Genomic DNA, 23,653 nt, shown 5'->3' with positions numbered 1-23,653 from the left:
TACATTTTTTTCCTTATTTTCGACCAAATTTAATTGCGGAAATGATTACGCATACCCACCCTATAAGCATCGCTGCTCCACCGAGCGGGGTGATCATACCGAGCTTGCTAATATCCGAAAGGGTCATGACATAAAGGCTTCCGCTGAACAAAATAATGCCGGCAAAGATAAATCTGGCGCCGTTCAACAGCAAATTGCCGCCGTCAATAAATTTGGCCAGCAATGAAATCAGCATTAATCCCAGCGCGCCATACATATGATATCGCGCTCCTGTTTCGAATACTTCAATGAGATGGTCGCTCACTTTATCTTCAAGACCATGTGCGCCGAACGCTCCTAATGCGATGGACAGCGCTGCGTTAATTGCACCTATTACAAAATATTTTGGAAACATTATGTTTTCATCCCTTTCGATGTTGTGTATAATTTTACCGTAATTGTGATTATTAAAAATATAGGTAAGTATAACATTCACACTCTTATACTGGGCCTATATTTCATCCGCGAAACGTTAGCTTACGCTGCCAAAGGACGGAGTTAGCCGTTTACGCTTGTCTCATGACATTATCCCTATTAGAAGGAGCTGAGCCGTATTGAATAACGAAAACAACCAACCGCCCGACTTATCCAAGAATACGGAGGAACAACCAACCTCGGATCAACCGAGAGATAATGGATATTCTCCTTACTCGACACCCCCGCGATTTTCGGACGACAATTCGAATGAAACCGGGCCATTGAAGCAATCAAAGCTTGGCATTGCCTCCTTCATCATCGCTCTCGTTGCCGTCTTGCTTATCATTCTCACCTTCGTTCTTGCAACGACAAACTCAGCCGAATTCATGGAATTTGCCGAAGAAGTGAATTCGAGTAACGGCGTTGTTACACCGGAAGACGTTGAAGCGCTCGGCGGAGACATTCTTGGCGTGATCGTGATGATCATGATTTGCATGTTCGGCTCAATGGGCGTTGCTCTGGTAGGCGTCATTCTTGCATTCATCGGAATCTTCGCCAAAAACCGTCGCAAAGCGTTCGCGATCATCGGTCTCGTGCTTAACGGCCTGCTCATTGTTGGCGCGATCGGACTCGTCATCGTAGGCTTCGCTATTGGAGCCACTTCCAGCGGAGTCGGTTAATCGTTATTAGCCCTAAAGAGTCTGTCGCATAAGAACCCAATCGGGTTCTTCACGCGACAGACTTTTTCTTATTGTCACTTCACAACAATCTTTGTTCTGCTATAACCTTCCTTCGTCTTCTGTACCTCAAGACGGGCTGGGAACGCATCCTTGAGCTCCTGAACATGGGAGATAACGCCAATCATCCGCCCCGCCTTCTGCAGATCTATTAATGCATGGATCGCCTTGCCCAGCGACTCCTCGTCTAAGGAGCCAAAGCCCTCGTCGATGAACATCATCTCGATCGTTACGCCGCCTTGATGCGACTGGATGACGTCCGTCATACCGAGCGCGAGACATAAGGAAGCATTAAACTTTTCACCGCCGGACAACGTTTTTACATCGCGATTTTGCCCCGTATACGCATCATACACATCAAGTCCGAGACCGCTCTGCTTGCCGCTCTTCTCAAGCCGGTCGCTGCGCTCCAGCAGGAACTGCCCGTTCGACAGCTCCGCGAGCCGCGCGTTAGCCGCAAGCAGTATTTGCTCTAAATATTCGATCAGAATATAACGTTCGAACGATATTTTCATCGCATTGTCGCCCTTCAGCATCTGATAAAGATCGAATACTTCAGCCAGCTTCGCTTCTTGTGTCTTAACCCGCTCGGCGGCCCGCTTAATCGATGCTGCCAGCCGTCGCGCCTCTTGTTCATTATGCAGCAGCGTCTGCGAGGCTGCAATTAAGCGCTCCAGCTCATCCCTCATGCCGGCCAGCTCGGCTTGCAAACCTTCTGCATCGAGACGCGGCTTGTCCCGCAGCTCTTGTTCAAGCTGCATAATCTGCTGCGCAAGCAGTTGAATGGCCGATCGATACGACTCCAGCTGCAATCTCAGCGCATCGCGATCGACCGCGCTCATCGCCGCAGTTCGGTATTCAGCTGCATCTGCGAAACCCGCATTCGCAAGCTCTTCCGTTAACCGTGCCTCGAATTCTTGCAGGCGAAGCTTCGATTCTTCATACTGCACAGCAGCCTGCTCCGCATGCGCCTTCGCTTCCGCCAACAATGAAGATTGCTGCTGTCGCTGCTCCTGTGCGGTCTTCCAAGCCAGCTCAAAAGAAGCGGTCAGCTTCTGTTGCTCAGAAAGCTTAGCCGTCATCGTCTCCTCCGAGCGAAGTGCAGCCGGGATTCTTTCAAGCTCCTGCTCGAGCAGCGATTGCTGCTTCGTCCGCTCAATTATAAGCTGCTGCCAATGTTGCTGCAGACGTTCCTTGTCCGCTTGACGCTTGTCCAGCTCCTGCTCAAGATGATGCAACTGCTCGCCCAGCTTCTGCCCTTCCTGAGCCTGCTTCTGCAGCTCATCCGTCTCATCCTTAAGCTCGCGCCACAGCTTGCGAAGCTGTGCTTGCTGCTCCTCCAGCTTTACGATCTCAATGCCTGAAGCCGCAAGATCCTCAGCGTTGCTGTCACGAGTGGATTTGGCTGCCGCCGCTTGCGCTCTTGACGAGTGAAGCTCGCCTTCGATAACCGAGAGCTGCGCCTTCGCCTGCTGCAATTGCTCGCGTGAAGGCACATCCTCAGCGACGGCCTGCTTGGCCGGATGCGACTCGCTGCCGCATACCGGACAAGGCTTGCCGTCATGCAGATGAACCGCAAGCATACCGGCCTGACCTTCAATCCATAACTGCTCCAGCCGATCATATTCCGACTTCGCTTGAAGCATCGTATTCCTATTTTCGCTCTCTAGCTGCGAGATACGCAGCATCTCCTTATCCAACTCGATCATCTGCGTCAATTGCTTGCCCTGCTGTTGAACTTGCGACAGCTCGGTCAACTTGCTTGCGAGCATTCCCGCATTCGCGCTTAGCTTCTGCAACGCCTGCTGCATCCCTTGTTTGCGCTCGCGCTGCTCGGCAAGCGCAGCTTCGGCCGCCTCATGCTTGGCAGCAGCGCCCTGCTCCTCCTGCTGCAGCCGAGCAAGCGTCTGCCGCTGGCTCGCAAGCGAGCGAACAAGCGGCGCAAGCTCGGTCAGCTTATGAAGCTCGCGCTCCGCCTCGCGACGCTGCTCTTCCTTCGCTGCTTCCGCCGCATACCGCTCCTCCGCAGCCGAAGCTGAGCGTTCCACCGCCGCAAGCCTCTCGCGACGGCTGTCCAACTGACCGCGCTTCGCTTCGCTATCCGACTTCGCGCGTGTTGCCTGCTCCTCGTACGGCGTCAGCTTCGCCGCCTTCTCGGCAAGAACGAGGCGCTTCTCCCGCGCCTCGAATGCCGGCCGCTCCGCTTCGGATTGCCGCTCTTGCTCCTTAAGCTTGGCTAGCGCATCATGCCGCTGATTGAGCGCCAGCGCATCGTTCAACGCGCTTTGGCGAGTCTCGATGCGCCCCGACAGCTCCGTTTTACGCTGCTGCGCGTCCGCCGACAGATGCTCGTAGTATGCAGCCTCATTCTCCAGCGCATCAGTTATCTGCAGAGCATTGTACGATTCCTGCGCCAGCGTCAGCGCAAGCTGACTTCCCTCGCGCTGCGGCAATGCCTCCTCCGCTTGCTTCATGTATGCGGCCGCTCCCGCTCGCGTTTCCTTGAGCTGCTCTTGGAGCTCCCTGTTCATCGCATAGAACTTCGCTTCGAGCTTCTCATACAGCTCCGTCTGGAATATTCGACGCAAAATATCCTCTTTGTTGTCCGTATCCGACGTTAACAGCTTGCGGAATTCCCCCTGCGGCAGCATCACGATCTGACTGAACTGCTCTTTCGTCAGCCCTACAATCGACAACAGCTTTGTATTCACTTCTGTAGAGATAAAGCGGTCAACAATTGGCGTTGCAATGCCGTCCTCCGTAAGCTCATACAGCTCGGTTTTCTCGCCGGTTTCACTTTTGTTCGCGCCCTTGCGATGCTTCATCTGCCTGAATACACGGTAAGCTTTGCGGCCAATGGCAAAATCAAACTCCACAGCCGTATGCGTGTCCTCATCGGCGAATTGACTGCGAAGCATGCGCATATCGGAACGATCCTCGCCGCTTGCCGAACCGTAGACGGCGAAGCAGATCGCGTCAAATATCGTTGTTTTGCCCGCGCCTGTGTTGCCCGAGATAACGAACAGCCGCTGGTCCTGCAGCAGGCTGAAATCGATCGTCTCCACGTCGCGGTATGGCCCGAAGGCCGTCATCGTTAGCTTCAGCGGTCTCATACCGCTCCCCCTTCCTCACGCAGCAGCGCTGCGAACGTGTCAGCGAACAGCTGCTGCTTTTTATCCGAAAGCGGCTCGCCCTTAACCTCCTGGTAGAAAGCGCTGAACAGCTCGATCGGATCAGCCTCGCGCCTGCCTCGTTGTTCTCCCTCTTCCTGCCCATTACGAAGAGTGGACAAACTAGCCATACGGCGCTCAACATGAAGCGCATTCGGGTATACCGCCCTTACTTTTTCCATCGGGAAGAGCACTGGATTATCGTTAAGCAACGTTACGAAGACATAATCCTCGTTGACGCTATGTGTTTCTATTTCTTCTATTGAAGCGGTAACTCTGCGCATGTCCCGCAGAGGCGCGAGCTCGCGCTTCTCTACCGATACTTTGCCGCTGCCATCCATCTCAACGACCAAATACCCTTTGGCATGGCTTTCTTCGGAAATCGAATATTTGAGCGGAGAACCCGCGTATCGAATCGTATCGTTCAGCACATAATGGGCTTGGTGCAAATGGCCGAGCGCCGTATATTGAAACTTCGCAAAGTGACCGGCGCTCACATGCTCCGCTCCGCCGATGGCAAGCGGACGCTCCGAATCGCTTGTATTGTTCTCATGCGCCCCAGTCGGCGTAATAAAGGCATGCCCAACGAGCACATGACGAGCCGATGCATTCATCGTTTCGGCAAGCCGGTCCGTTATCGCCTTCATCGCATCATCATGCGAGCGAATCGTATCATCTCCGAGCAAATGGCGAACCTGTGCGGGATCCGCATAAGGGATGAGGTGGAAATGAACCTCGCCGAACTCATCGCTTAAAACGATCGGCTCAAGCTCCCGCTTCATCTGCCCAACCAAATACAGGCCGCGGCCTGCCATTAACTTCGTCCCAAAGTCGATCCTGTCTGGGCTGTCATGATTGCCTGAGATGGCGATAACCGGCGTATCCAGATCGATAACAATACGCTCCAGCAGCTCGTCCAGCAGCTCAACCGCTTCTGTCGGGGGGACAGCCCGGTCATACAGATCGCCTGCTATAACTACCGCATCGGGCCTTTCATTCTCAATCGCTTGCAGCAGTTGCTCGAGCACATGCCGCTGATCCTCCGTCATATATACGCCTTGGACAAGCTTGCCCAAATGCCAATCCGCCGTGTGAAAAAATTTCATGTCTAGCAACCTACCTTTCCCGCGGTTCGACATGCTTCCGCCTATTTCTATCCGTTATTTTACCATTCTAATCTATGAAACGCATAGTCTGCCGCTTGTCATTCCGATCGATTCGCGATAGAGTGGACAAGGCGATATTTTGCGTGCAGCATAGCTGCGCCGAAGACAATAATCGTCTCATTATAGCAACTTTTTTGGAGGTTTTCCGCTTGCAACTAGAACGAGAAAAAGCATCATCCTTGCGAAAAAACTACATTCTATTATTAATCGTCGTATTCGGCGGTTTCCTTGTGTTTGGTTTCTCTGAAAATATTAAGGGTCCCGCACTCCCCAAAATGCAAAGCGACCTCGCATTAGACGAGTTTCAGATCGGCATGCTGCTTGCCTTCAACTCACTAGGCTACTTGCTCGCCTGCAGCTTCACCGGCTGGCTGTCCCGCAAGGCGGGCATGAAGCTGACGACGATGCTTGCGCTCGGCTCGATGGCAGTATCCGGCATCTTCATTTATATCGCATCCAATTACACTGCATTATCCGTGTCTTATTTTCTCATGTATATCGGCAACGGGATACTGGAAATTGGTCTCGCCTTGCTAGCCGCGCGCATTTTTGTCAAAAACACCGGAACGATGATGAATCTCTCCCACTTCTTCTATGGGCTCAGCTCAATGATCGCACCGATGCTCGCAGCCTCTCTTATGGGCGTTTCGTTGTTCGGATCGGAGCTTGGATGGCGCGGGATGTACGCGCTTATGCTTGCGTTGTCCGTTCTTCCGATGCTGCCTGCATTAATCGCCAAGTTCCCTGCTGAAGAGAGCAAGCAGGAGGAACGAATATCGCTTAGGCAATATATGAAAGATCCCATTGCTTGGTTGATTGTTATCGTTCTCTCGCTTGGCGTTGTATCGGAGCTTGCCGTCGGCGGCTGGCTCGTTAACTTTCTAGAGAAGGCATACGGATGGAGCAACGACGCGGCTGCCCGCATGCTGTCAGCCTTCTTCCTATGCTTCATGCTGGCCCGTCTCTTTCTCGGACCTGTTACGGACAAGATCGGTTACACGAAGGCGCTTATTTATTTATCTGCCATCTCCGGCCTTTGCTCAGTCGCCGCTATTATCGTAGGTGAGCAGGGCGCCGTTCTGTTCGCGCTCGCTGGCGTAGGCATTGCGCCGATCTATCCGACCGTTATGGCGCTGCTCGCTCGCAGGTACAAGAACAACGCGGATACGGCCATTACATTCACGGTCACGCTAATGGGCATTGCCAGCGTCATCGGAAACTTCGCGATCGGTGCGATCATTAACTGGATCAAGCGGCTGTTCGCTTCCGGACACGACGAAGAGGCCAGTCTCATCGCCGGCCTCCAAGCGGGTTATTTGTTTATCGGCGCTTGCGCGTTATTATGCTCGATCGCGTCGATCATTCTTTATCGCATGCTGCGCGCGCGTAACGAAGTGTTATAAAGCGAACGTCTGCCTAGAAATACCGCGATGTAATCATTTTTTTCTTCGTATAAAATTCGATACCATCTCCGCCGTTCGCATGCAAATCGCCGTAGAAGGAATCCTTCCAGCCCGAGAATGGGAAAAAAGCCATCGGGGCAGGCACGCCAACGTTAACTCCTAGCATCCCCGCTTCGGCCTCCTCCCGAAATTGTCTGATCGCCTTCGCATTCTCGGTATAAATGACCGCCGAGTTGCCGAACCGCGAGCTGTTCACAATTCCGATGGCATCATCGAGGCTCGATGCCCGCAGAACGGACAGCACCGGGCCGAATATTTCCTCCTTCGCGATCGTCATATTCGGCTTAACCCCATCGAACAACGTAGGACCAAGAAAGAAGCCTTCCAATCCGCGCGCCTCCGCTGTGCGGCCGTCGAGCAGCAGCTTCGCTCCCTCCGATTCGCCTTGGGCAATATAGGCTTCAATTCGCAATCGATGCTCCTTGCGGATGACGGGCGTTAACGTGGCGTCCTCCCTTAGACCGCTGCCGATCACCATTTCGGAAGCCGCTGCGCGGAGCGCGCCCATGAACGCTTCTCCGTCTCCAACGACGACAACAGCCGAACAGGCCATACACCGCTCGCCCGCGCTGCCGTAAGAAGAAGCGATTATGTTCTCGACCGTCTTCGGAATATGGGCATCCGGCATGACGATATGCATGTTTTTGGCGCCAGCCAGCGCCTGCACCCTCTTGCCGAAGGAAGACGAACGCTCATAAACGTACTTGGCGACCGGCTGCGAGCCCACGAAGGATACCGCCTTAACTGCCGGTGCGCTCGTCAGACCATTAACGACCTCCTGACCGCCGTGCACAATATTAAGGACGCCCTCCGGCAGTCCCGCTTCGTGGAATAGCTCCACAAGCCGGTTCGCCGTCAGCGGCGTTCGCTCCGAAGGCTTCAGCACGAATGTATTGCCAAGCGCTATCGCAAGCGGGAACATCCAGCATGGTACCATCATCGGGAAGTTGAACGGCGTAATGCCGCTTACAACGCCGACCGGCACGCGGAACATCTCCGAATCCAGATCTGTGGCGATATTAGCGAGTGTCCGCCCCATCATGTGCGTTGGAGCTCCTGCTGCGAATTCAACATTTTCAATGCCGCGCTGCACCTCGCCAAGCGCTTCCTTGTAGCTTTTGCCATTCTCCGTCGTTATAATTTTGGCTAACTCCTCGGAGTGCTGCTGCAGCAGCTGCCAATAACGGAACAGAATGCGTGCTCGGCGCGGCACCGGCGTCTTGCTCCATCCAGGAAACGCTTGCTCCGCCGCCCGCACAGCTTCCCCCACGTCGGATTGAACGGATATCGGCACATAAGCGATCGTTTCTCCGGTCGCAGGATTGAACACCGGCTCTGCCTGCCTGCTTTCCGATTCGATCCAAGCGCCGTTAACGAAGTTACGCAACCGGTTCTGTTCCCTAAGGGGATCGGATGTAGACTCTATGGCCATCTCTCTCATCTCCTGAGCTGCAAGTATCGTCTTGTCTGCTCTCACCTGCCCTGCCCTAAACTATTCCCGCACAAGAAACTGCCCTAGCAGTTGAGTAATAAAAAGTTTCCCATTCGAAAAAGACATTTAGTATACTATTGAAAACACAGTTAAGATTTCAGATTTTTCCGAAAATAATAGAATGGCGGTGATGGACGATGGTCAACACGTTGCTGCAAATGACCGTAGGGGACATTTTGAAACGGCCTTTATTCGCTAGAGCGGAGGCCATCGCCAGCCCCGAAGCCCTGCAGCGCTCCGTCCGTTGGGTGCATATTATGGAAGTTACGCAGGTTGGCCATTTGCTGAACGGGCATGAACTCATTCTGAGTACAGGCATCGGTTGGCGTGACGACGAGGAGCTAAGTGTCTCCTTCCTCCGTCAGCTAATCGACAGCGGCGCTTCCGGTTTATGCATCGAGCTTGGCACTTATGCGAAGCAGCCCATCGAGAGGATGAAGCAGCTCGCGGAGAGCGAACATTTTCCGCTTATTTTTTTTCATGAGGAAGTCCGTTATATCGATATTACACAAGATTTGCACGCCTACTTCATTAACCAGCATCATCAGATGGTGTCTCGGCTCGAACAGCTGTCCACCGAGCTTAACCAACTGCTGTTATCCGGCAAGGGGATGATGTCGCTGCTTCGCCTCCTTCATCAGACGACCGGCGCCCAAGTTGCCTTCTTCCCGCTCGGAGCGGAAGCGCAGTTCGTCCCGCATATGCCTCGTACCAAAGCAGGAATCTTCTATGAGCAATGGATCTACGGCAAAATGTTTGCAGGTGCGGAGCAGAAGCAAACCATCGCACATCGGCCGATTCTAGCGCTCGACCATTTGTTCGCGGACTTGCTGCTCCAAGGCAGAACCGAGCTGAGCGAGTTTCAAATCTTAGTGCTCGACCGCTGCGCCACTGCCATTGCCCAGGAAATGATGCGTACCAAATATATGGAGGAGCGCCGCAGACTTAAGGAGGATTTATGGGCTGTTGACTGGCTAAGCGGAAAACACGCCGAGCAAGAAGTTCTTGATTATATTAAGACCTTGAAGCCGACTGCCAAGCTAGGCGGAGCAACCGTCTGCCTATTCGATCTCGATGCCGAGACGAAGCGCGAAGCCGAGAGGGACGAAGGGGCTCTGCTTATTCAGAAGCATATGGTCGCGCGAGCGATTTTCGAAGGAGAGGGTTATGTGCTTCTGCCGCTCCTTCATCACGATCAGATCGTCTTCATTGTCATTGACCAGCTTGGCGAAATTAAGCATAGGGAGCGGCTTCTGCGCGCCATTGATCGGGTAAGTCGAACGGAGCAGCTTCAAGAGCAAGCGCTCTTCGCACTACGTATATCCATCGGCTGTTATATGACCAAGCTGAGCCGGCTCCATGAGAGCTACGATACCGCCAAAGAAATGCTCGCCATTCAGAGAGATGTAGGCCCGCTTGCCTCTCCTTTCTATCAAGACCTGCATTTGCACAAAGTGATGTATGCGCTCAAGAAAGCCGGGACGCTTCACGCGCTTGCCGAGCAATATATCGCGCCTGTCGCTGCTAGTGACAAAGACCGCAACGGTCATCTGCTGCAGACGCTTTCCGTCTACTTGTCACTGTCAGGCTCCAAGCAAGAAACAGCTAAAGCGCTGCTCATTGCCCGCCAAACGCTTTATCATAGGTTAGAGAAGCTCGAGGCGCTGCTTGGCAGTAACTTCACCAACAATCCAGAGAAACGGCTGACGATCGAGCTTGCGCTTCGCGCTTATGAATATATTCATGGAAGGATTCAATAGGAAGCGTTAATTTGCTTAATAATAGCGTTGACCAGATACTTTCTGGCATCCGCCGTCAAAATTTGAATAACGGCTTGTTCGCCTCCGGGATGCTCCATGACCACCGAAGCTCCGCTAAGATCTTCCTTTACATGTGCGATTATGAAGCGCCGCTCGATGAAATCGTCGATCTTCAGCTTTTCTTCTTTGAATTGTTGATATGCCTTCATTGTAAGGTCACCTCCTATAGCTATGCTTATGATTGAGCGCTAGCAGCGGTACGGTTAGTTGCTTCTGCGCTTCTATATGGTGAACGCTTCAAGTATCTTCCCTTGCCAAGCTCGCCTACGAATTGCCTATCGCGAATGACGTATTCGCCTTTGGAGAGTACGCTTACTGGAACCCCGGTTACCTGCATGCCTTCGAACGGGTTATAGTCCACATTCATATGATGCGTCTGTACGGACAGCGACCTTTCCACCAATGGGTCAAAAATAACGATGTCCGCATCGCTGCCTACGGCAATCGTCCCCTTCTGCGGGAACAGTCCGAACAGCTTGGCGTTACGCGTCGATACCATCTCCACGAATTGATTCCGTGTAATGCGACCTTTCGCTACCCCCTCCGAGTACAAAATGGAGAAGCGATCCTCGATAACCGGGCCGCCATTCGGTATTTTGCTAAAGTCGCCAAGTCCAAGATCCTTCTGTCCGTCATAATTGAACGAGCAATGATCTGAGCCGATGGTCTGCAGCTGGCCGCTCTTCAATGCATTCCATAACACCTCTTGATGCCTCGATTCACGCAGCGGCGGCGACCATACATACTTCGCGCCTTCGAAGCCCGGCTGAGCCAGGTATGATTCGTCGAGCGTCAAGTATTGCGGGCAAGTCTCCCCCCATACGTCGACGCCGCGGCTTCTAGCTTCCGCAATCTGACGCACCGCTTCCTCGCAAGTCACATGCACCACATACAATCTCGCTCCGGCAAGCGCTGCAAGATTCGCCGCTCGGCCCGTTGCTTCGCCTTCAATAACAGACGGCCTCGTACGCGCATGATAGATCGGATCCGTCTGTCCGGCCTCCAAAGCTTGGCGAATAAGAAAATCGATGACATCGCCGTTCTCCGCATGCACCATCACCATGGCGCCAAGTTCCTTGGCCGCCAGCATCGTGCGGAACAGCGTCCCGTCATCGGCCTGGAATACGTTCTTATAAGCCATAAATACTTTAAGCGACGTAATGCCTTCTTCCTTCACCACAGTCGGCAGCTCCGCCAGCACCTCATCATTGATCTCGCCGATCATCAGATGGAAGCCGTAATCGATAGCCGCCTTGCCGGCCGCTTTGCGATGCCATGCCGCGATCGAATCGGCAAGCGGTTTGCCTTTGGTCGTGAGACAGAAGTCAATAACCGTCGTCGTTCCGCCGAATGCCGCCGCCCGCGTCCCTGTCGCGAAGTCATCCGCCGTCACCGTACCGCCGAACGGCATGTCAAGATGCGTATGCGGATCTACTCCCCCCGGGAATACGAGCTTACCGGATGCATCGACAGCTTCGGCGCCTTCCGTCGCCGCCTCGGCAGACAGATCAAGCCCAATCTTCGCGACAATTCCGTTCTTAATAAGCAGATCGGCGCAATAAGTGTCAGCCGCCGTAACGATCGTTCCGCCTTTTATCCATTTGGAAGTCATTTTCTATACCGCCTCCTTTGCGCTCGAGCCGTCCGCATCATCCTTGCTGCTGCCGCTAAGGGCGCTAATCGCCTTCTGCCGCTCATTCCAGCTCATCGGCATTTCCGTTGACGGCACTTCGACCATCGTGATCGCACCCTCGACCGGACAAACGATCGAGCATAGATTGCAGCCGACGCAATCCTCTTCTCGCACTTTCAGATACGCGACACCATTCTCATCGGTATGACGTTCAATACATTGATGCGAAGCATCCTCGCAAGCAATATGGCATTTGTTGCATACGATGCAATTCTCTTCCTCAATACGCGCCACGACTGCATAATTCAGATCAAGGTCGCCCCAGTCCGAGAATCGCTGAACCGACTTGCCGATCAGCTCGGTAACGGAAGCAAGACCTTTGCCATCCAAATAATTGTTTAATCCGTCAATCATATCCTCGACGATGCTGAAGCCGTGGTGCATGGCTGCCGTACATATTTGCACGCCCGTTGCGCCCATCAGTAAAAATTCAACCGCGTCGCGCCAGTTGGATACACCGCCGATGCCTGATATCGGAATACCAACCTGCGGATTGCGGGCGCATTCCGCGACCATGTTGAGCGCGATCGGCTTCACAGCCGGGCCGCAATACCCGCCATGCGCTCCTTTGCCTGCGACATGCGGGATCGTATTCCACGTATCGATATCTACGCCTGCAAGCGAATTGATCGTATTAATAAGCGATATTGCATCCGCCCCGCCTCTTGCTGCCGCCTTCGCCGTAGCCGTAATATCGGTAATGTTCGGGGTCAGCTTCACAATAACCGGCGTCCGTGCCGCTTCCTTGGCCCACATCGTCTGCGCTTCAACTAGGTCCGGCTGTTGACCGGAAGCAGAGCCCATGCCGCGCTCCGCCATCCCATGCGGACAGCCGAAGTTCAGCTCCAGCCCGTCAACGCCGATCGCTTCGACCTTCTTCACGATTTCATGCCATTTCTCGCGTTTCGGTTCAACCATTAGCGATACGACAAGCGCATGATTCGGAAACCGTCTCTTCGTCTCATAGATTTCCTTCAAATTAATCTCTAGCGGACGATCGGTAATAAGCTCGATATTGTTGAAGCCCGCTACACGCTGGCCGTTGAAGTGAACGGCAGCGAACCGCGACGACGTATTAATGATCGGATCGCCAAGCGTCTTCCATACCGCGCCTCCCCAGCCCGCTTCGAACGCGCGCTGCACCTGATAGCCGGTATTCGTCGGCGGCGCGGATGCCAGCCAGAACGGATTCGGAGACTTGATGCCTGCCAGATTAATGCTGAGATCAGCCATAGCGTTCCCTCCTCGCACAGAGCGAATTGTATATCGAATAAGCGGCGAGCTTCCCTTGCTGCGCTGCGGATACGACCATTGCATCGCCCTGCTGCCCTTCGCCGAACACGACATCTCCTGCCGCATAAACTTGCGGATTGGACGTTTGATACGTTGCGGCATCAACCGTTACGACGCCTCGTTTATGCGCGAGTCCCAGCTGCTCAATGAGCGGCAAATGACGAGTCTGTCCGATTGCCTTAATAACGACGTCGACTTCCATGGAGAAAGCCGAAGCTTCTATCGGCACAGGCTTTGCACGCCCGCCGTTTGCATCCTCCTCAAGCCTCATTTCGACGCATTCAAGCGCCTTGACCTCGCCGTTCTGTCCAGCGGCGATGCGCGTAGGCGCGGTTAACCATTTGAACGATACGCCGTCCTGCTTAGCGAACTCGAATTCGAAGTCGTAAGCGGTCATCTCCGCACTTGTCCGCCGATAGACGATCTTGACATCTTCCGCGCCAAGCCGGACAGAGCAAGTCGCCGCATCAATAGCCGTATTGCCCGCTCCGATAACCGCTACCTTCTTGCCTGCGAACTCTGCCGTCAGTCCCGTCTTAGTTGCCTCTACGAAATCGATAGCATCATATACGCCGTTCAAACCTTCGCCCTCGATTCCTAGCATAGGCACTTTAGACATTCCGATCGCCAGTACAACGGCATCGAATTGCTCGAGCAGCTTCTCGGCGCTAATATCGACCCCAACCTTCGTATTCGTCCTTATGTCGACGCCAAGCTGCTTCACTTGCTCGACTTCCCAAAGCGATATGTTTTGCGGCAGTCGGAATGATACGATGCCGTAAGTATCGAGCCCTCCAGCCTGCTCCTTCGCTTCGAAGATCGTAACGGCGAAGCCAAACCGCGCAAGCTCCCGCGCCGCCGACAGTCCTGCAGGTCCGCCGCCGATAATGGCTGCCGTCAAGCCGTTGCTGCGCCCGGCCGAGAACAGCACCTGTTCGCTCTGAATCGCCCAATCGGTTGCATATCGCTGCAGCTCGCCGATCATAATAGGCTTCGAGGAATGATTAAGGACACATGCGCCTTCGCAGAGCTCCTCTGTCGGACATACCCGCGAGCAGGTAGCCCCTACCGGATTGGCATCCATAATGGCCCGCGCGGACCCGAGCATATTGCCTGAGGCGATTTTTTTGATAAAAGAGGGGATATTGATGCCGGTCGGGCATGCCTTAATACATGGCGCATCGTAACAGTACAAACATCGATTCGATTCTTCCATCGCTTCCTTCGGCCTCATGCCCGCCTTAACCTCGGCGAAGTTGCGCTTCAATTGCTCAAGAGATATGAATGCCGATTGAACTTTACCGCTCATGCCATCCGCTCCTTTCCTCACGTCCTATTTCAGGCTAACGATATTGTCGTATGTCTCCGGTCTGCGATCTCGATAAAACTGCCACACATTGCGCACCTCGCGAATAAGCTCCTTATCCATCTCGCCAATAACGATCTCATCCTTGTCACGGCTGCCGATAGATACAATCGTGCCTCGCGGATCGACCAAATACGATTGGCCGTAAAACTCGCCCATATTCCACGGCGCTTCGACGCCAACCCGATTGATGGCCGCTACGTAATACCCGTTGGCTACCGCATGGGCCGGCTGCTCCAGCTTCCACAAATACTCGCTCGTCCCAGCCACCGTCGCCGATGGATTGAATACAATCTCCGCGCCGTTAAGCCCTAGCGCCCGCGCTCCTTCCGGGAAGTGGCGGTCATAGCATATATAGACCCCGACCTTCGCATAAGCCGTATCGAACACCGGATATCCGAGATTTCCCGGCTTAAAATAATATTTTTCCCAGAAGCCGCATGAACCGCCTCCTGCGGCCACATGCGGAATATGATGCTTCCGATATTTGCCGAGATACGAGCCGTCCGCATCGATTACCGCTGCCGTATTGTAATAGGTCGCTATCCCTTCGCGCTCATAGATCGGGAGTACGATAACGACGCCAAGCTCCTTCGCGAGCTCTTGAAACAATATGGTCGTAGGCCCCGACGGAATTTCTTCCGCTGCCTCATACCACTTCGTCTGCTGCTCGGAGCAAAAGTACGGACCATAAAAAATTTCTTGCAGCGATATAATCTGAGCGCCCCTAGCTGCAGCTTCTCTAACTAGCTTTAAGTGCTTGCGGATAGCCGCTTCCTTATGAGCGGCAACCGGCTCATCCCCATGCAGCTCGTTCGATGCTTGGATTAAACCGATCTTCACCTTCGACATGCGTCTATCCCCCCTTCATGGCTTGCGATTCGCCTTGCCGCGAGATACAGAAGCTCTGCGCCAAGCGCTATATCCTCCGGCGACGAATATTCCTTCGGATTGTGGCTGATGCCCTCCTTGCACCTGACGAAAATCATCCCGTAATCGCATACGTAAGACATCGTAAGCGAATCGTGGAACGGACCGCTCATAAGCTCTGGCGGCGGCGCAATGCCCATGTTGTCCGCTTCGATCCGCAGCGTCTTCTTGATCCAGTCGGCGCAATAGCGCGGATCACTCTTCGTATCCTCGCGAATCGTATACGTAAGACCGTGCTCGTCGGCGGCCTCCTCTATTTCCTTAAGCAGCCGAGTCTCCAGCCCGTTCCTCCTGCTAAGCTCAATGTCGCGAAAATCGACTGTGAAGCTCACCTTCTCCGGAATAATGTTGCGCGAGTCGGGAAAGACGGTTAACGATCCAACCGTCCCGACCGTCGGCGCGCCAGGTGTCTCCCTTGCGAGCCTATCCAGCGCCGTAATGGCTTTGGCCGCTCCGACCAGCGCGTCGCGCCGCATCGGCATTGGCACCGAGCCCGCATGTCCGGCGAAGCCGTTCATCTCGACCGTCCACCATACCGGTCCGGAAATACCGCTCACGATGCCGATCGGCTGCTCCAAGAATTCAAGTACGGGACCTTGCTCAATATGAAGCTCAAGGAAGGCGCCGATACGATCGGCCGTTACCTCGTAGCTTTCTATTAGAGCGGGATCGCAGCCGAATTGCCTTAACGCTTCTTCACGCGTTACCCCGTTTTTATCGATTCGCGCAAGCTCGCCGTCCTCCAGCTTGCCCGTCATTCCTCTTACGCCGAACAGTCCTTTATTGAACCGGCAGCCTTCCTCGTCACAGAAAGCAACGACCTCGATGTTCATCATCGGTACAAATCCGCTTTCCTCCATCGTCTGAACGGCTTCAAGCGCGCCGAGCACTCCGATGACGCCGTCGAATCGGCCGCCGTAAGGCTGCGAGTCGATATGAGAGCCGAGCATTAAGACTGGCAGCGCGGGGTTCGCACCTCCCATAACGCCAATCAAATTGCCAAATGGATCGATATGCGCCTCGAGCCCCGCTTCCTCCATCCAGCTCATAACGAGCATGACCGCCTCACGGTCCTCCTGGGAGAGCGCAAGACGGCAGACGCCGGAATCTCCGATCTTCCCGACGAGCGACAGCTCCTCAATTCTTCTGTGGAGCCTCTCCTTATTGATCGCTCCTGTGTATAGGCCGAGCGTCATGCAATCACCTTCCCCTCATCCTTCATCGAGATGGAGAATGCCTTCAGAAGCGTATCCACGATGAATGCAACGTCTTCATCGGTCGAACTAAGCGGCGGACTAATGGTCAATATATTGGCGAAACCGGGCACGGTATCGCCGTTTTTGCTAATGATCAAGCCTAACCGCTTACATGACGCAATATATGAAGCGACAAGAGGTGCATCCGCTGGCCGCTTCGAACCTTTATCCTCAACGAGCTCAATCCCGAGCGCAGAGCCGAAATGCCGGATGTCGCCGACATGCGGATGAGCAGCCAGCGGCTGCAGGCCTTCGCGGAACTGCTCGCCGATCCAAGCAGATCGGCTAACCAGCTCTTCGCGCTCCAGTATCACTAGATTCGCCAATGCAACCGCACAGGAAACCGGATTGCCGCCGAATGTATTCACATGCCGCAAATGATTGTCCGCCTTGCTCGTATCCTTGAAGCTGTCATACAGCTTTGCCGACACCGCCGTTGCCGATAGAGGCGAATAAGCGCTCGTCATTCCTTTCGCCATCGTAACGATATCGGGCTTCACGCCGTAATTATGATGGCCGAACTTCATGCCCGATCGGCCGAAGCCGCAGATCACTTCATCAACGATAAGCAGCACATCGTGTTTGTTGCATATTTCCTGCACTCGCTTCATGTAACCGCCCGGCGGTACGATCATGCCGCCGCCGGTAATGACCGGTTCCATAATGACGGCGGCAACCGAATCCGCCCCTTCCCATGTAATCGCGTCGTCGAACGCCTCCGCGCATTGCATGCGGCAAGCACCCTCCTGTTGGCCGAAAGGACAGCGGTAGCAATAAGGCGGCGGCACATGCGAGAAGCCCATCGCCAGCGGCTCATACTTCAGCTTGCGCTGCGCCTGTCCCGTCGCTCCTAGCGAACCGAGCGAGCTGCCATGGTAGGCGCGATGCCTGGAAATGAACTTATGCTTGCTCGGCTTGCCGTTCTGGTGATGGTATTGACGGGCGATTTTGAAGGCGACCTCATTGGCGTCCGAGCCCGAATTGGAGAAGAAGATGCGATAGTCCCCCTCCAGCCACTCGTTAAGCTTCTCGGCAAGCTTAATCGCCGGAACATGCGACTGAATGAGCGTGGAATAGGCAATCGTCTTCATTTGTTTAGCTGCCGCTTCCGCAATCTCCTCGCGCCCATGCCCGACATTAACGCACCATAAGCCCGACATCCCATCCAAATACCGGTTGCCGTCGCTATCCGTAATCCAGCTGCCCTCCCCAGAAACGACAATCATCGGATGATCGTTATGGGGCGAAATATGATGCCATACATACCTGCGATCCTTGTCCAGCCATTCCTCCTTGCTCATCCCGTCCATAGCCGGTTCTTTCACACTCTATCGCCTCCTCCAGCTCGCCGCAAAGCGGTGGGGAAGCGCCGAAGCCAGCTGCTCATCGGCGCTTCTTCCTTGCCATCAGCCCTTAGCAAGCATTCCTTTATTTCAATGCGTCTTCCAGAATCGTCTTGTCGATTGCCACAGCCAAATCCGGCGTTTTCTTAATCAACTCGTACTTCAGCGAGATGTCGACCGTTCTCTGTACCGCATCGTCGACGAAGCTGCCGACCTGCGCCTCTGTGAACCCTTCCGGCTTCACGAGCTTAGCCATCTCCATCAGCATCGTTGTTTGGTGCTCCTTCGTTGTACTGCCCTCGGTTACCACCTTCATTACGATATCAACCGACTCCGGCTGGTTCGCGATGGCATAATTCCAGCCCTTCATCGTCGCTTTAATCGCTTTGACCGCAAGCTCTCGGTTGCTCTTCAGCCAATCCTCCTTGACGACCAGCGTATCCTCCAACATACCTACGCCCGCATCCTCGAAGTCATATACGTACAAATCCTCTTCCTTCACGCCGCTCTCGAGCACGACATGATATTCGTTATAGATCGTAGAGATTGCTACATCAAGCTGTTTGTTAAAGAACTGGTCCATTGTAAAACCCTGCTTCACGAGCTCAACATCCTTCTTCGGATCGAGTCCGTTTTTCTCCATGAAGGCAAGCACTTGGAATTGCTGGCTCCCCGTCCACATGCCAACCTTCTTGCCCTTCATCTTAGCCGGCTCGTCAATGCCCGACTCCTTGCTGGCTACGAACCGGTAGGAGCTTTGCTGCAGAATTTGCGCTACTGATACGAGAGGCAAACCGTTGTCGCGGTTGACGAGGAGGCTGTCAAAGCTAGTTACGCCAATATCGGCTGCGCCGTTGACGACCTGCTGTTCAATGACAACGTCCGGTCCTCCGGGGATGATTTCAACGTCCAGCCCCTCTTCTGCATAGAACCCCTTCTCCTTGGCAACGAAAATACCCGCGAACTGTGCCTGCGGCACCCATTTCAGTTGAATCTTCACTTTAGCAAGCGGTGCGTCCGACGGCTTATCCGTCGCCTCGTTCGTTGCGCCATCCGTAAGCTTCGGATCGTCTTCAGCAGGCGGCGCCTCGTTCGAATTGCCGCAAGCGGCGACGAAGAGCAGCATTAATGCGAGTAAAGCGGTTGAAACGGCTTGCATCGTATGGTTTCTCTGTTTCATGAAGACCATTCCTCTCCCTATTGTTTTATATATTAGAGAAACTCCTTTCGGAGTACTTCCAGGATGTACAATGTCAGGAATGTCTACGGTGCGATACATGCCACGGTATAACAAGCCGCTCAACAAGCTGAACAATATAATAGAGAAAGATGCCTAGCGCTGCGGCGATTACGATGCAGGACCAGGCGAGCGGCATGTTGCCAAGCTTGATTTGATCCGATAATAGAAAGCCGAGTCCCCGTGAAGATATGAAAAATTCCCCGACGATTGCGCCAATGATGCTCGTGGACATATTGATCTTCAGCGCCGTGAAGATTGTCGGCTGTGCGGCTCGAAAGCGCAGCTTCAGAAACACGGTCGTTCTCGGCGCTGCATAGGCATGCATGAGATCGAGGTAAGCAGGCTGTATGGATCGCAGCCCTTTGAATGCGCTAATCGCCATCGTAGCCATCGTCATGACGGAGACAATCGCTATTTTGGAGGAAACGCCGTCTCCGAACCAATTGTTCATGACTGGCGCAAGCGCAACGATAGGAACGGCGTTGAATGATGCGATCAGCGTAATCGCGCCTTTGCCCGCATTCGGGAACAATGACGCCGCCACAGCAGCGGCAAGACCGAGCAATGAGCCAATGAGACAGCCTCCTATGATCTCGATTCCCGTATAGATCGAGTAGCTCCAAAGCAAATCAGCGTTATCCTTAATGGAAGATGCGATCGCTGACGGAATCGGCAGCTGATAGCGCTCCAGCTTGAACAATCGATGGAAGCCCTCAAGCTGCCAGACGAGCAGGAATACAATCGCGAAGCTTACCGGAAGCAGCACCGGCTGCAGAGCTTTCCAATCCGCTGATTTACGCGGCAGACCTCTCTCATTCGCTTCGAGGTTAATCGTAATCGTGTCTCGCCCTGAATCCAGCTCCTGTACATTGCCCACGGCAGGCAACGCAGCCATACCTGACTGCGATTCCGGCTTGACGGCCGCAAGCTCCTTCATGCCTCGTCCCTCCCAGTCTCCCGAAACTCGGGCTGCCACGGCGTGAACAGCCTTTCCGCTGCGGCGATAAACAGATATAACGCAATGCCGATTCCCATACTAATGAGCACCGTCGACCAGAACATATACACCTGTGACGTCCCGTAGTAGAGCGAGCTGACCATGAGCACCCCGATACCGTCCGGGGCTCCCATCAGCTCCACGATTATAGACGCTGTTATGGCGAGCGGCGCGGACAGCTTCAGACCTGCGAACAAGCCGGGAAGCGCGGCACGCAGCTTCAGCTTGCTGTAGAGCATCCATGTCGAGGCTGCATACGTCCTCATAAGCTCCAACTGCTCAGGACTTACGCTTCGCAGCCCGCGAAGCATATGGATCGCAACAGGAAAAAACGTCACGTATCCTGCCATCAGCACTCTGGACAGCTCGGCATCACGGACAATCCCGTAAATAATGGGCGCTAGGCCGATGATTGGTATCATCTGCGAGGCAATCATATATGGCGACAGCGTATGCTCGGCTGCTCTCGATACACTCATTACAATCGCAAGTGCTGAACCGATGATTGAACCGATGACGAAACCGGTAATCGAATTGCCGAACGTCACCGTCCCTTGCTTAAGCAAGGTTGGCAGATGATCGGCTAGTGTTCCCAGCACCTTATGCAAGTAAGGAAGCTTCGAGGCTGGGGCGGTCGTCTTCATGACGTCGGCGATGAACCATGCTCCAGCTTCCCATAAGAGCAGGATCGCGGCGGCCCATAAGGCAAGGACAGCGCCCTGGCCCCCTCTTCTAAACAATCTGTCCGTCAAAGGAATCACTCTCCTTGTAGAAACAATTCCTCACCGTCCTCGTCATCTCGTGGAAATGGGCTGATTCACGGATATGGGACAGATCGCCCTCCTCCCTGATCATTTCCACGACCGAATGGACGCGTCCGGGATGAGCGGATAACACAATGACGCGGTCTGACAAGAACACCGCTTCTGGAATGCTGTGCGTAACGAACACGATCGTCTTGTTCGTTTGCTTCTTGATCTCGAGGAGCTCCAGCTGCAGCTTCTCCTTCGTGAACTCATCAAGCGCGGAGAACGGTTCATCCATGAAAAGAATAGGTGGATCAAGCGATAAGGCGCGGGCGATTGCGACACGCTGCTGCATGCCTCCGCTTAGCTGCCAAGGGTAGTAATTACGGAATGAGGATAGCCCGACCATCTCGAGCAGCCCCTCGATAAGAGGAGTGTATTGCGATTTGCGCTCACCGAGCACCTCTAGCGGCAGCTCGATATTCTCCTTCACCGTCCGCCATTCGAAGAGCGTCGGGTTCTGGAACACAATGCCGAACTTACGGCGGAGTCGGACTTCACGGGGGTGGTCATCTTGGATCGTAATCGTGCCGCTCGTAGGCTCAAGCAAGTCGGCCATCAGCCTGAGCAGCGTCGACTTGCCGCAGCCGGACGGTCCTAGCAGCGATACGAATTCATTGTGATAGATTTCTAAGCTTACGTCTTGGAGCGCAGTGACCTCCTGCCCCTTTTTCCCAAAACGCATACTCACTTTATCAACGATAATCTCTGCCTTCTTGGCAGCATCAGATATATGCATGCAGTTCCTCCTCAGAACAAACATAGTTTGCGTTAAGTGTGCGAAAGACTTCATTACTGCATATGTCATATTATATAACATAAACGTTCAATTGCATTATACAAAGTGGTTAAAAATCATCAGTCGGACTGGACACAATGTCACCATCAGTCGCAAAGCCGGTTGGTAGATTACTAGAATTGGACTTTTATTCTTTCACATAACCGCTCGGCTCTTGAATATATTGTTTAACAACAGGTGTTTCAACAACAAATACGCGGAGGAGGTGCTCCGAAATGGGTTCATCGGACAACGGCATGTTCAGCGTCTCACGGGAAGATTGGTCATTGCATCGCAAAGGGTATCAAGATCAGGCCAGGCATCATCAGAAGGTAAGGGAAGCGATTAAGCAAAATTTGCCCGATCTCGTGTCTGAGGAAAGCATCGTCATGTCAGACGGCAAACAAGTTATTAAGGTGCCGATTCGGAGCCTTGATGAATACCGATTCGTCTACAACTACAATAAAAATAAACATGTCGGCCAAGGCGATGGAGACAGCCAGGTAGGCGACGTCCTCGGCGTTGATCCTTCATCGGCGCAGAAGGGCGGCAAAGGCGACAAAGCCGGAGATCAGCCCGGCGAGGATATTATCGAGGCGGAGATCAGCCTTGCAGAGCTGGAAACGATGCTGTTCGAAGAGCTGGAGCTTCCGTTCCTGAAGCAGAAAGACAAGGATCAGCTCGAGACCAAGGAAATCAGGTTCAACGATATTCGTAAAAAAGGCATCATGTCCAACATCGACAAGAAACGGACGATCATCGAGAATCTGCGCCGCAATGCCACTTCTGGTCAACCGGGCATTCACGGTATTTCGCCTGATGACCTTCGCTACAAAACATGGGAAGAGATCGTTAAGCCGCAATCGAATGCCGTCATACTCGCCATGATGGATACATCTGGCTCCATGGGCTCGTTCGAGAAATACGTGGCTCGCTCCTTCTTCTTCTGGATGACGCGTTTCCTGCGGCACCAGTACGAGAAGGTCGACATCGTGTTTATTGCGCATCATACAGAAGCGAAGGAAGTAACCGAGGAAGAGTTCTTCACCCGTGGCGAGAGCGGCGGCACGATCTGCTCGTCGGCTTACATGAAAGCGTTGGAAATTATCGACAGCCGCTTCAATCCGAACCTGTACAACATCTACCCGTTCCACTTCTCTGACGGCGACAACCTGACGAGCGACAACGAACGGTGCGTGAAGCTAATCGGCGAGCTGCTTAAGCGTTCCAACCTATTCGGCTACGGCGAGGTTAACCAATATAACCGCTCCAGTACGCTTATGTCCGCTTACAAGCATATTAACTTGCAGCATTTCATGTATTACGTCATTAAGGAAAAAGGCGAGGTATACAACGCGCTGAAGTCGTTCTTCCGCAAGCGCGAGGGTGTTGTGGGGTGAAAGAAGAGGAAGGTTAGGCATCTGCATCAGACTAAAGGTGATTCCTGTCTTGAACAGGGGTCATCTTTTTTACTATCCTATCGATCGTATTGAAAAAAACTACGACCGACCAATTAGCATACAAAAATCTGCTCCTGCTAACGGACACCAGAGGTCCTTATAAGCCTTATTGACGAGTTTTGCTGGTCTTAAGGACATATATGACTCTAACAGATGTGTTTGGCAGCGAAGTCGCTTCGATTGGTGC

19 protein-coding genes are annotated in these 23,653 nt (G+C 53.6%); 4 read left to right on the top strand and 15 right to left on the bottom strand.

Features of this window, described 5'->3' with window-relative positions; all coding sequences use genetic code 11:
* Positions 1 to 13: 13 nt before the first annotated feature.
* On the bottom strand, positions 14 to 394 hold the full coding sequence (locus V8F51_RS04985) for a DUF423 domain-containing protein (protein ID WP_337098964.1): 381 nt from the start codon (positions 392 to 394) through the stop codon (positions 14 to 16).
* A 199-nt stretch (positions 395 to 593) separates the two neighbouring features.
* On the opposite strand from V8F51_RS04985, the gene V8F51_RS04980 reads away from it, so the two are divergent.
* Entirely contained in the window at positions 594 to 1,136 is a 543-nt protein-coding gene (locus V8F51_RS04980) for a hypothetical protein (RefSeq protein WP_337098962.1), read from the top strand.
* Between the two features lie 74 nt (positions 1,137 to 1,210).
* Here the strand turns inward: V8F51_RS04980 and V8F51_RS04975 are convergent, their stop codons facing one another.
* Together V8F51_RS04975 and V8F51_RS04970 are read right to left on the bottom strand one after the other, a co-directional pair.
* Positions 1,211 to 4,306 (bottom strand): SMC family ATPase, encoded by a 3,096-nt coding sequence (locus V8F51_RS04975; RefSeq protein ID WP_337098960.1) that lies wholly within the window; start codon positions 4,304 to 4,306, stop codon positions 1,211 to 1,213.
* Positions 4,303 to 5,469 (bottom strand): exonuclease SbcCD subunit D, encoded by a 1,167-nt coding sequence (locus tag V8F51_RS04970; protein ID WP_337098958.1) that lies wholly within the window; start codon positions 5,467 to 5,469, stop codon positions 4,303 to 4,305. The genes V8F51_RS04975 and V8F51_RS04970 overlap by 4 nt, the downstream gene beginning before the upstream one ends.
* A gap of 209 nt (positions 5,470 to 5,678) precedes the next feature.
* Between V8F51_RS04970 and V8F51_RS04965 the strand changes: the two genes are divergently transcribed.
* Positions 5,679 to 6,932, top strand: a complete 1,254-nt coding sequence (locus V8F51_RS04965; protein ID WP_337098957.1) for an MFS transporter — start codon at positions 5,679 to 5,681, stop codon at positions 6,930 to 6,932.
* Between the two features lie 13 nt (positions 6,933 to 6,945).
* Here V8F51_RS04965 and V8F51_RS04960 read toward each other — a convergent pair whose 3' ends face one another.
* The gene (locus tag V8F51_RS04960) at positions 6,946 to 8,424 is read right to left on the bottom strand and encodes a CoA-acylating methylmalonate-semialdehyde dehydrogenase (protein ID WP_337098956.1); all 1,479 of its coding nucleotides are present in this window, start codon (positions 8,422 to 8,424) and stop codon (positions 6,946 to 6,948) included.
* 197 nt (positions 8,425 to 8,621) lie between these two features.
* On the opposite strand from V8F51_RS04960, the gene V8F51_RS04955 reads away from it, so the two are divergent.
* Entirely contained in the window at positions 8,622 to 10,244 is a 1,623-nt protein-coding gene (locus V8F51_RS04955) for a PucR family transcriptional regulator (RefSeq protein WP_337098955.1), read from the top strand.
* Here V8F51_RS04955 and V8F51_RS04950 read toward each other — a convergent pair.
* The 11 genes from V8F51_RS04950 to V8F51_RS04900 form a co-directional block, all read right to left on the bottom strand.
* Positions 10,238 to 10,453 (bottom strand): hypothetical protein, encoded by a 216-nt coding sequence (locus V8F51_RS04950; protein ID WP_337098954.1) that lies wholly within the window; start codon positions 10,451 to 10,453, stop codon positions 10,238 to 10,240. The two genes, V8F51_RS04955 and V8F51_RS04950, sit on opposite strands and share 7 nt — an antisense overlap.
* A gap of 26 nt (positions 10,454 to 10,479) precedes the next feature.
* Positions 10,480 to 11,916, bottom strand: a complete 1,437-nt coding sequence (gene hydA / locus V8F51_RS04945) for a dihydropyrimidinase (protein ID WP_337098953.1) — start codon at positions 11,914 to 11,916, stop codon at positions 10,480 to 10,482.
* A 3-nt stretch (positions 11,917 to 11,919) separates the two neighbouring features.
* Positions 11,920 to 13,230 carry an NAD-dependent dihydropyrimidine dehydrogenase subunit PreA gene (gene preA, locus V8F51_RS04940; protein ID WP_337098952.1) on the bottom strand — a complete coding sequence of 437 codons (1,311 nt, stop codon included), beginning with the start codon at positions 13,228 to 13,230 and terminating at the stop codon, positions 11,920 to 11,922.
* A complete protein-coding gene (locus tag V8F51_RS04935) occupies positions 13,223 to 14,599 on the bottom strand; it encodes an NAD(P)-dependent oxidoreductase (protein ID WP_337098951.1) in 1,377 nt (458 codons plus the stop codon). The genes preA and V8F51_RS04935 overlap by 8 nt, the downstream gene beginning before the upstream one ends.
* 24 nt (positions 14,600 to 14,623) lie before the next feature.
* Positions 14,624 to 15,508 carry a nitrilase-related carbon-nitrogen hydrolase gene (locus V8F51_RS04930; protein WP_337098949.1) on the bottom strand — a complete coding sequence of 295 codons (885 nt, stop codon included), beginning with the start codon at positions 15,506 to 15,508 and terminating at the stop codon, positions 14,624 to 14,626.
* Entirely contained in the window at positions 15,496 to 16,782 is a 1,287-nt protein-coding gene (locus V8F51_RS04925) for a M20 family metallo-hydrolase (RefSeq protein WP_337098948.1), read from the bottom strand. The genes V8F51_RS04930 and V8F51_RS04925 overlap by 13 nt, the downstream gene beginning before the upstream one ends.
* Complete coding sequence (locus tag V8F51_RS04920; protein WP_337099366.1) at positions 16,779 to 18,152, bottom strand: aspartate aminotransferase family protein; 1,374 nt, start codon at positions 18,150 to 18,152, stop codon at positions 16,779 to 16,781. The genes V8F51_RS04925 and V8F51_RS04920 overlap by 4 nt, the downstream gene beginning before the upstream one ends.
* 118 nt (positions 18,153 to 18,270) lie before the next feature.
* On the bottom strand, positions 18,271 to 19,365 hold the full coding sequence (locus V8F51_RS04915; RefSeq protein WP_337098947.1) for an ABC transporter substrate-binding protein: 1,095 nt from the start codon (positions 19,363 to 19,365) through the stop codon (positions 18,271 to 18,273).
* 73 nt (positions 19,366 to 19,438) lie between these two features.
* On the bottom strand, positions 19,439 to 20,362 hold the full coding sequence (locus V8F51_RS04910; protein ID WP_337098946.1) for an ABC transporter permease: 924 nt from the start codon (positions 20,360 to 20,362) through the stop codon (positions 19,439 to 19,441).
* The gene (locus V8F51_RS04905; protein ID WP_337098945.1) at positions 20,359 to 21,174 is read right to left on the bottom strand and encodes an ABC transporter permease; all 816 of its coding nucleotides are present in this window, start codon (positions 21,172 to 21,174) and stop codon (positions 20,359 to 20,361) included. Before V8F51_RS04905 ends, V8F51_RS04910 begins: the two co-directional genes overlap by 4 nt.
* The gene (locus V8F51_RS04900; protein ID WP_337098944.1) at positions 21,155 to 21,967 is read right to left on the bottom strand and encodes an ABC transporter ATP-binding protein; all 813 of its coding nucleotides are present in this window, start codon (positions 21,965 to 21,967) and stop codon (positions 21,155 to 21,157) included. Before V8F51_RS04900 ends, V8F51_RS04905 begins: the two co-directional genes overlap by 20 nt.
* A 275-nt stretch (positions 21,968 to 22,242) precedes the next feature.
* Between V8F51_RS04900 and yhbH the strand changes: the two genes are divergently transcribed.
* Positions 22,243 to 23,406, top strand: a complete 1,164-nt coding sequence (gene yhbH, locus V8F51_RS04895) for a sporulation protein YhbH (RefSeq protein WP_337098943.1) — start codon at positions 22,243 to 22,245, stop codon at positions 23,404 to 23,406.
* Positions 23,407 to 23,653: the final 247 nt, after the last annotated feature.

Source organism: Paenibacillus sp. YIM B09110 (genome assembly GCF_037167145.1).
Taxonomy (GTDB): domain Bacteria; phylum Bacillota; class Bacilli; order Paenibacillales; family Paenibacillaceae; genus Pristimantibacillus.
Note: the sequence above shows the minus strand (reverse complement) of the source record. Positions and strands in the feature narration are given on the sequence as shown.